The organism is Pseudolysinimonas kribbensis (assembly GCF_039531715.1).
In the GTDB taxonomy this organism is placed as follows: domain Bacteria; phylum Actinomycetota; class Actinomycetes; order Actinomycetales; family Microbacteriaceae; genus Pseudolysinimonas; species Pseudolysinimonas kribbensis.
Map to the genome: position 1 here is coordinate 587,292 of NZ_BAAAQO010000004.1, position 8,957 is coordinate 596,248.

The following is an 8,957-nucleotide window of genomic DNA, read 5'->3' on the forward strand; positions in this document are numbered from 1 at the left end:
ATCGACAGAATGACGCAAGAACTAAACAAGCCGCAAGCAACTTGCGTCGCCTTGCGGCCCCTTACGCCGGCGGCGCCGTCGACCCGCGCACCACGAGTTCGGGCTCGAACAGGTACTCGTCCGGGGGCGCGGCCGATCCGGAGAGCTGCCCGACGAGCAGCTCGATGACCATGCGACCCATCGGCTCGATCGGCTGGCGCACGGTGGTCAGCGGCGGATCGACGCTGTTCATGAGCGCCGAGTCGTCGAACCCGACCACCGAGACATCCGCCGGCACCGCCTTGCCCGCGCGGCGCACCGCCCGGATCGCGCCGAGCGCCATCGGGTCGGACGCGCAGATGACCGCCGTGACCCCCGTCGTCAGCAGCCGTGCCGTCGCCGCCTGACCGGCCTCGAGGTTGTAGTGCGAGTGGACCACGCGCTCGGCCGGGAGCGGCACGCCGGTCGCCCTCGACATCCGGTGCGCCGCCTCCAGCTTGCGCCGCGACGGGATGTGGTCGGCCGGCCCCAGCACGACGCCGATGTCGCGATGGCCCAGCTGCACGAGGTGGTTCCAGGCCAGCTCGACCGCGATGCCGTCGTCGGTCGAGACCGTGGCGAACCCCAGGTCGCCGACCGGGGCGTTGACGAGCACCGTCGGGAGCTTGAGATCGCGCAGCCGCGTGTAGTGCTCGTGCGGCGCGTCGGCCTGCGTGTAGGCGCCCGCCACGAACACGACACCCGAGACGTGCTGCTGCAGCAGGAGGTCGACGTAGTCGGCCTCCGTGATGCCGCCGCCGGTCACGGTGCACAGGACGGGCGTGTAGCCGTTCTGGGCCAGGCCGCCGCCGACGACCTCGCCGAACGCCGGGAAGATCGGGTTCTGCAGCTCGGGCAGGAACAGGCCGACGAGCCGCGCGCGCTCGCCGCGCAGCTTGCTCGGGCGTTCGTAGCCGAGCACGTCGAGGGCCGTCAGCACGGCCTGGCGGGTCGCCTCGCTCACGCCGGGCTTCTCGTTGAGCACGCGGCTGACCGTCGCCTCGCTCACGCCGACCTGTTTGGCCACCTCCGCGAGTCGTCTCGACATGACGCGATCTTGCACAATCGCGCAAGAACTTGCAATACCGCGCCCCCGGTACGCTCGGCGACATGCTGCGCCAGGCGGGGGCCCTTGCCCGCTCCACGCATCCGATCCCCGCGATCGGGGTGACCGTCATCACCGTGCTGCTCGGGGTCGGCGTCGGCCTCGAGCCCTGGCGCATCGTGCTGCTCGGTGTCGCGATCGCCCTGAACCAGGCCTCGGTCGGCCTCTCCAACGACGCCCTCGACGCGCCGCGCGACCGCGCAGCCGGCCGCAGCGACAAACCCGTGGCGCTGGGGCAGATCGGCAGCGGCCCGGTCTGGATCACCGCCGTCGTCACCGCGGCGCTCGCCCTCGCCCTGACGGTCCCGCTCGGGCTGCTCGCCGTCGCGGCGCACGCGGTGTTCCTCGGGGCGGCCTGGCTCTACAACGTGATCGCGAAGCCCACACCGCTGTCGGTGCTGCCCTACATCGTCGGGTTCGGCATCCTGCCGGCGATCGTGACGCTCTCCGCGGTGGCGCCGGTCTGGCCGCAGTGGTGGGCGATGGCGGCGGGTGCGCTGCTCGGGATCGGCGCTCACTTCGCCAACACGCTGCCCGACCTCGATGCGGATCGTCGCACGGGTGTGCGCGGCACGCCGCACCTGATCGGCGCGCGGGCCTCGCTCCTCGTCACGTGGGCCGCCCTCGTCCTCGGTGCGGTGGCCGTGGCGTACGGCTCCGGCTTCACCCTCGTCGCGCTCGCCGGGCTCGCGGTCTCGGTCGTGCTCGCCGTCGTCGGCGTGCTCGTCGCGTGGCGGCGCGGCGCCGGGCGCTGGCTGTTCGTCCTCGTCATCGTGGCCGCCGTCGTCGACGTCGTGCTGCTCGTGCTGGCCGGACGCGGCATCCGGAGCTGACGCACTGAACCGAACGCCCGCCTGCTGCGTAGTCTCCGGGTGAAGGAGGTCGACGTGAGCACCGAGAAGGGCGCGCCAGCCGGTACGCGGTCGGAGGCGCTGCGCGCGCTGGCCGACGCACACGCCGCCGCCATCTGGCGCTACGTCGTGCACCTCACCGGCGATCGGGCGGGCGCGGATGACGTGGTGCAGGAGACGCTCCTGCGGGCCTGGCGCACGCCCGCGATCCTCGAGCAGGGGCCCGAGGGCACCCGGTCGTGGCTGTTCACCGTCGCGCGTCACCTGGTCATCGACGAGCACCGCAGCGCCCGCAAGCGCCACGAGTTCCCGACCGACGAGCTGCCCGAGCGCGCCGAGCGCGACCGCACCGATGCCCTGTTCGAGTCGATCCTGGTCGAGGAGGCCCTCGCCGGCATCGGCCTCGAGCACCGCGCCGTGATCGTGCACGCGTACTACGGCGGCAAGAGCATCGCGGAGGTCGCGCGCGAGCTCGACATCCCCGAGGGCACCGTCAAGTCGCGGCTGCACTACGGCCTGCGCGCGCTGCGCCTGGCCCTCCAGGAGAAGGGGGTGACGAGGTGAACGACCCCCGCGATCACGCCCGCTACACGGAGTGGGACGCCGCGTATGTCCTGGGCTCCCTGTCGTCGGTCGAGCGCCGCGAGTTCGAGGCGCACCTCGAGCTGTGCGACCGCTGTCGGCTCGCGGTCGCCGACCTGAGCGGCCTGCCCAGCCTTCTCGGGCGCGTCGACCCGGAGCGGGCGCTCTCGCTGCTCGCCTCGGAGGACGAGGACGCGGAGCCCGGCTCCGCCCCGGTCACCGACATCGTCGAGCGGATCGAGAAGGCCGAGCACCGCCGGCGCCTGCGCCGGTTCGGGATCGTCGGCGGGATCGCCGCGGCCGCCCTCGCCGTCGCGGCTGTCGCGATCCCGGTCACCATCGCCGCGCAGCCGCACCCGACGGTGTCGGTGGCGCTCGCCCCGACGGCCGGGAACTCGGTCAGCGGCGACGTGCAGCTCACGAGCGTGAAGTGGGGCACCAGGATCGACATGCACTGCGCCTACGGCACCGGGAGCACGTGGGGCTACCCGGGCGATGGGGGCTACGCGCTCTGGGTCGTCGACCGCGCGGGCAGGGCCAGCGAGGTGTCGACCTGGAAGGCGACCAGCGGATCGCAGGTGAAGCTCACCGCGGCGACCGCGCTCTCCGTGGGCGAGATCGCGCGCATCGAGGTGCGCTCCGCCGCGACGAACGACGTGCTGCTCGCGAAGAAGCTGTAGGCGTCGCGTCGCGTCGCTTCGTGTTGCGTCGTGTCGTGTTGTGTCGTGTGTCCGGCGCACGCGCGGCAGCCGTCCCCGTGGGGGTGGTCGCCCGCCGTTCTCGGCCACGCACGGGCTGCGAGCAGGGGTACCTCCTTCGCGACATGTGAGTCCCGCCTCACTGTGAGGCGGAACTCACGTGCGCTCGGAGAGGTACCCCGGCGCTCAGCCGCCTCACGTTGGCGGCGTGAATGGCGAAGCGCCGCCGCGACATCGGGCGCGTGTCGCGTTCCGGCTACCCCTGGGCGGCGGCGGCCGCCTCCGACTTCGGTTCGCCCGTCTCGACCGCGGACTGATCGTTGCCGCGGGAGAGGTGGTTCCGGATGCCGGCCCACGACACGAGGCCGCCCGCGATCAGCAGGGCCGCCATCACCACCACCGTGCGGTGGAAGCCGTCGAGGTTCAGCGCTCCCCCGGTGATCAGGCCGAGCAGTGCGGTCATGATGAGGCCCGCGACGCGCGAGACCGCGTTGTTGACGGCGGATGCGATCCCGCTGCGCTCCGGCTCGATCGCGCCGAGGATCGCGGAGGTCAGCGGCGAGACCGTGAGCGTCAGGCCGACGCCGAAGAGAATGATCCCGGGCAGCATCTGCCACCAGTAGTTGAAGTCGTGCTGCACCAGCAGCATCGTGACGACGCCGATCCCGCAGGTGATCGGGCCGATCGTCATGAACAGGCGGGGCCCGAAGCGGCCCGACCACGACCCGACGCGCGAGCTGAACAGGATCATGATGATCGTCGAAGGCAGACTGGCGACCCCGGCGAGCGTGGCCGGCAGTTTCGGCCCCTCCTGCAGATAGACCCCGATCGCGAAGCTCGACAGCGCCAGTGCGCCGTAGATGAACGCCGTCGCGACGTTGCCCGTCCAGAAGTTGCGGGCCCGGAACAGTCCGAGCGGCATCACCGGATCCTTGGCGTACTTCTCGCGCACCAGGAAGCCCGCGAACGACAGCACGCCGATCGTCATCGATCCCCAGATGGCGGGGTTGCCCCATCCCAGGCTCTGCTGCTCGATGAGGGCGAACACGACGCCGGCGAGCCCGACGGTGCACAGGATCGAGCCGAGGTAGTCGATGCGCACGCCCGGCTTGCGCACGTCGCGCTGGCCCAGCCGCACGAGCAGCCACAGCACGACCGCGATCGGGATCACGTTGATGAAGAACGCGAAGCGCCAGCCCGAGACCGTGCCGACGTTGAGCAGGTCGACGAACAGCCCGCCGATGACGGGACCGACGATCATCGCGACGCTCGTCATGCCGGTCCAGATGCCGATCGCGCGACCCTGGGCGGCGCCCCGGATGTTCGAGGTGATGAGCGCGAGCGAGCTCGGCACCAGGAGCGCCCCCGCGATGCCCTGCACCGCCCGGGCGCCGATGAGGAACTCGACCGTCGGGGCCGCCCCGACGGCGACGCTGGCGACGCCGAACAGGATGAGGCCGATCCGCATCACGAGGATCCGGCCGTAGAGATCGCTCACCGAGCCCGCGACGAGGATGAACGCGCCGAGGGTCACGAGGTAGGAGTCGACGATCCACTGCTGCGCCGTGAGCCCGCCGCCGAGCTCGCCGATCATCTTGGGCAGCGCGACGTTGACGATGGTGCCGTCGAGGAAGGACACGAACGACGCGAGCACCGCGATCGCGACGACCAGCTTCTGGTTGCCGCCGAGCACCGGCGTCGTCCGGGCACCGGCCTTCGTATCGCTCATGGCGCTTACGCTACGCGCGAGCGGCGACACGGCGCACGGCGTCGATGGCGCGCGGGTCGCGCAGGATGCGGAAGTGGCCGACGACGTCGATCTCGATGTTCTCGGCACCGTCGAGACGCGACCCCTCGGGGATGTGCAGGTCCAGCCGCGGCGCGATCGAGGTGATCCGCGCGTCGGCCGCGCGCTCGGCCGCAAGCCGCGCGAGCAGCGCGTCGCCCGGGAGGAACGCGCGCAGGCCCCCGACCGGCACGAGCCGCGCCATGCTCGACCCCGCGAACGGCGAGGCGATCGCGATCACGCGGGCGACGCGGCGCTGCGCCTCGGGGCGGGCGAGCTCGTCGACGAGCAGCTGCTTGCCGACGACCCCGCCTTTGCTGTGCGCGACGATGACCACCTCATGGAGGTCGCGCTGCTCCATCAGCCGATGCGCCTCGCGGGCCACCCAAGGGATGGGCCCGCCGTTGCGCCCGATCGTCTCGAGCACGTGCACCGGATGGCCGTCGGCGTGCAGGGCGTCGCCCATCGGCCGGAGGAAGTGCCAGGTCTCGTAGATGCCGGGGATCAGCACGACGGGTCGCCCGTCGCCCGTCGGATAGTCGCGGGGCACGCGTCCGGCGCCCGGCCCCGCCGCCCGCAGCCGCAGGGCGTGGGGATAGTCCGCCAGCAGCGCGCCGAGGCTGCGCCCGACCGGCCTCACGGCGCCGCCCCCGCGGACGCGTCGGCGAATTCGAGGATGTGGCCCGCGGTCGCGATCGGGTCGGTGTGCATGATCACGTGCGGGCCGCGGACCAGGCGGGCGTCGCCATCCACGGCACGCGCCGCGAGCTCGGAGATCCACTCGTTCGGCACGATCGGATCGCGGTCGCCGTCGACGACGAGCACCCGCGCGGCGAGGCGCGGCATCCGGTCCTCGAGGCGATCGGCGAGCAGGTGCGGCAGTTGCCGCAGCAGGTACGGCGCCCCGCAGCGCACGAGGTAGTCGGTGGCGGCGATGCCGAGCACCCGAGGCGGCTCGCGGAGGCCGTCGGCCATCAGGCGCCCGATCGCGCGGGCCGGCGTGCGCAGGCCGGGCGCGAGCGTGGGGGCGAGCAGGACGAGCCGGTCCGTGACGGCGGGATCACGCTCGGCGACGAGCGAGACGACGTTCGCGCCCATCGAGTGGCCGACGAGCACGGGGCGGGCGATCCCGCTCGTGCGCAGCATCGCGGCGACCGCGTCGGCGTGATCCTCGAGGGTCACGTCGCGTCGCGGATCCGGCGCGGCGCCGTAGCCGGGCAGGTCGAGCAGGAACACCGGTCCGCGGCGGGCCAGCTCGGCCGCGAGCGGGTGGAAGTAGCGCGACGAGACACCGAGGCCGTGCACGAGCACGAACGGGGTCGCGGGGTCGCGGGGCGCCCGGTGCGGGAACCGCTTGACCACCACCGTCAGGTCCTCGTGCTCCTGCCGGCTCGTGTAGTACACGGCGTCGCCGACCCGCTCGGGAGGGTAGGCCTCCTCCTCGGCGGGCCCGCGCGGTCCGCGACCGAGTGCGTCGCGGACCGAGATCATGCCGTCAGCCTACGGAACGGGCTGAGCGGCAAGCAGCTCGCGCACCCGCGGCATCACCTGCGTGCCGTAGAGCTCGACCGCGGTCATGAGGTGCTCGTGCGGCACCGGTCCGCTCGTGTACTTCAGGTCGAAGCGCTGCACTCCGAGCGTGCGGATGGTGTCGGCCATCTTCTGCGCCACCGTCTCCGGCGATCCGACGTACAGCGAGCCCTCCTCGATCTCGGACTCGAACCGGTCGCGGGTCGTCTCCGGCCAGCCGCGCTCGCGCCCGATCCGGTCGTACATGGTCTTGTAGTGCGGCCAGAGGATCTCGCGCGCCAGCTCGTCGGTCTCCTGGATGAACCCCGGCGAGTGCACCGCGACCGGCAGCGTCGGCTGCTCGAGCTGCGCGAGCGCCCGGTGGTAGAGGTCGACGTACGGGGCGAAGCGGGCCGGCTGCCCGCCGATGATCGCGAGCACGAGCGGGAACCCGTAGCGCGCGGCGCGCACCACCGACTCCGGGCTGCCGCCGACGCCGACCCAGGTGCGGATGCCGCCGGCGGTCTTCGGGAAGACGTCGGCATCCTGCAGCGGGGGCCGCAGCGCGCCCTGCCAGGTCACCGGATCCTCCTTCAGGAGCTCGTGCAGCAGCCCGATCTTCTCCTCGAACAGCGCCTCGTAGTGCTGCAGGTCGAACCCGAACAACGGGAACGACTCGGTGAACGAGCCGCGACCCAGGATGATCTCGGCGCGTCCGCCCGACACCGCGTCGAGCGTCGCGAACTTCTCGTACACGCGCACCGGGTCGTCGCTCGAGAGCACGGTGACAGCGGTGCCGAGGTGCATGCGCTCGGTGCGGCTCGCGATCGCGGCGAGCACGACCTCCGGCGCGGAGATCGCATAGTCGTCGCGGTGGTGCTCACCGACCCCGAAGAAGTCCACCCCGACCCGGTCGGCGAGCTCGGCCTCGGCGACGACGTCGCGGATGACCTGGGGGTACGGGGTCGGCGTTCCGTCGGTGCCGATCGTCCGGTCGCCGAACGTGTCGAGCCCGAGCTGCACGACCGTCTGATCCTCGCCCATGTGCTGATCCTCCGCCTCGTTTATTCCATGCGTTTGCATCAATGCTTTCAACCACGGTCCCGCGTCGAGTATTCCTGGAGGGGATGCCCTTCCTCGACCCCGACGGCGCCCCGCTGCCGCCGCTCGCCCTCAGCTACCTCGGCGACCGCGCGTTCCGGGTCGAGCAGCCCTTCCGGTGGGTCGATCCGCGCGACGGCGCGAGCTTCGAGGTGCCGGCCGGGCAGCTCACCGACCTCGCCTCCGTGCCGTCGTTCCTGTGGGGGCTGGTCGCGAGCTACGGGCGCCAGGCGCTGCCGGCGATCCTGCACGACACCCTCTCCGACCGTGCCGACGACGCGCCCGCCGCCACTCGCGACGCGGTGCGCCGGGATGCCGACCTCCGCTTCCGGCGTGCGCTCGTCGAGAGCGGCGTGACCGTGCTGCGCGCCCGCACGATGTGGACCGCCGTCGCGCTCAACCGCTACGCCGAGTTCCGGATGCCGATCGCGATCCTGCTGTTCGTGCAGGCGATCGTGTCGATCGTCGCGATCGTCGGAGCCGTCGTGCTCGCCGCGCTCGGGCATCCGTGGTGGCTGCTGCTGCTGCCCGCGCCCGCCGTGCTCGCGATCCCGTGGTGGCGCGACGCCGGGCTCGCGCTGTGCGCGGCGTACCTCGGCGCGCTGTACCTGCCGCTCGTCGTCGCCGCGGCGCTGTCGACCGCGGTCGAATACCTGGTGGCGCTCGCCGTGTGGCTGGTCGACGGCCGGCGCAGACCGGTCCCGCGGCCCGGGCCGACCCTGCGCGCACCGGGAGGCGCATCGTGAGACGCAGCGCCGGCATCCTGCTCCACCGCCGCGGCGCCGCGGGCGTCGAGGTGTGGATCGCGCACATGGGCGGGCCGTTCTGGGCGCGCAAGGAGGAACGCGCCTGGTCGGTGCCGAAGGGCGAGCTCGAGCCCGGCGAGAGCGATGACCTCGCCGTCGCGCGCCGCGAGTTCGCGGAGGAGACGGGCGTGGCCGCCCCGGATGCCGCGTACGTCGCGCTCGGCGAGTTCCGGTACGCGTCGGGCAAGGTCGTCGCCGTCTTCGCGGCCGAGGCGCCGGATTTCGCCCCCGCCGAGATCGTCAGCAACACCTTCGACCTCGAGTGGCCGCCGCGCTCGGGGCGGATGCGGGCGTTCCCGGAGGTCGACCGCGCCGCGTGGGTGCCGATCCCCCGCGCGCGCGAGCTCCTCGTCGCCGGCCAGGTCCCCGCGCTCGACGCCCTCCTGACCCACCTGCGGATCGAGTAGCGCCCCCTTCTGAGTCGATCGAGTAGCGCCGAAGGCGCGTATCGAGATCTCACCCCCGCTCAGCTGGCCAAAAACGCCCAGTGCGCTCCCCCGC

10 protein-coding genes are annotated in these 8,957 nt (G+C 72.4%); 5 read left to right on the forward strand and 5 right to left on the reverse strand.

What is annotated here, in order from left to right:
• Nucleotides 1-61: 61 nt before the first annotated feature.
• The gene (locus tag ABD285_RS13410) at nt 62-1,066 is read right to left on the reverse strand and encodes a LacI family DNA-binding transcriptional regulator (protein WP_284255093.1); all 1,005 of its coding nucleotides are present in this window, start codon (nt 1,064-1,066) and stop codon (nt 62-64) included.
• A 62-nt stretch (nt 1,067-1,128) separates the two neighbouring features.
• Between ABD285_RS13410 and ABD285_RS13415 the strand changes: the two genes are divergently transcribed.
• The 3 genes from ABD285_RS13415 to ABD285_RS13425 are packed head-to-tail and all read left to right on the forward strand — an operon-like array spanning nt 1,129 to nt 3,236.
• A complete protein-coding gene (locus ABD285_RS13415) occupies nt 1,129-1,956 on the forward strand; it encodes a UbiA family prenyltransferase (RefSeq protein WP_284255092.1) in 828 nt (275 codons plus the stop codon).
• Between the two features lie 54 nt (nt 1,957-2,010).
• Nucleotides 2,011-2,538 (forward strand): sigma-70 family RNA polymerase sigma factor, encoded by a 528-nt coding sequence (locus tag ABD285_RS13420; protein ID WP_344202994.1) that lies wholly within the window; start codon nt 2,011-2,013, stop codon nt 2,536-2,538.
• Entirely contained in the window at nt 2,535-3,236 is a 702-nt protein-coding gene (locus ABD285_RS13425; RefSeq protein WP_284255090.1) for an anti-sigma factor family protein, read from the forward strand. The genes ABD285_RS13420 and ABD285_RS13425 overlap by 4 nt, the downstream gene beginning before the upstream one ends.
• A gap of 274 nt (nt 3,237-3,510) precedes the next feature.
• Here the strand turns inward: ABD285_RS13425 and ABD285_RS13430 are convergent, their stop codons facing one another.
• From ABD285_RS13430 to ABD285_RS13445, 4 genes are read right to left on the reverse strand one after another with little or no spacing between them, the layout of a single operon-like run.
• Nucleotides 3,511-4,983 (reverse strand): MFS transporter, encoded by a 1,473-nt coding sequence (locus ABD285_RS13430; protein ID WP_344202996.1) that lies wholly within the window; start codon nt 4,981-4,983, stop codon nt 3,511-3,513.
• Between the two features lie 10 nt (nt 4,984-4,993).
• Nucleotides 4,994-5,680, reverse strand: a complete 687-nt coding sequence (locus ABD285_RS13435) for an esterase/lipase family protein (protein ID WP_284255089.1) — start codon at nt 5,678-5,680, stop codon at nt 4,994-4,996.
• The gene (locus ABD285_RS13440) at nt 5,677-6,531 is read right to left on the reverse strand and encodes an alpha/beta fold hydrolase (RefSeq protein ID WP_284255088.1); all 855 of its coding nucleotides are present in this window, start codon (nt 6,529-6,531) and stop codon (nt 5,677-5,679) included. Before ABD285_RS13440 ends, ABD285_RS13435 begins: the two co-directional genes overlap by 4 nt.
• Before the next feature lie 9 nt (nt 6,532-6,540).
• Entirely contained in the window at nt 6,541-7,593 is a 1,053-nt protein-coding gene (locus tag ABD285_RS13445; protein ID WP_344202998.1) for an LLM class flavin-dependent oxidoreductase, read from the reverse strand.
• An 83-nt stretch (nt 7,594-7,676) separates the two neighbouring features.
• On the opposite strand from ABD285_RS13445, the gene ABD285_RS13450 reads away from it, so the two are divergent.
• Complete coding sequence (locus tag ABD285_RS13450) at nt 7,677-8,396, forward strand: DUF1353 domain-containing protein (protein ID WP_284255087.1); 720 nt, start codon at nt 7,677-7,679, stop codon at nt 8,394-8,396.
• Entirely contained in the window at nt 8,390-8,863 is a 474-nt protein-coding gene (locus ABD285_RS13455; protein WP_344203556.1) for an NUDIX hydrolase, read from the forward strand. Before ABD285_RS13450 ends, ABD285_RS13455 begins: the two co-directional genes overlap by 7 nt.
• The last annotated feature ends 94 nt before the right edge of the window (nt 8,864-8,957 follow it).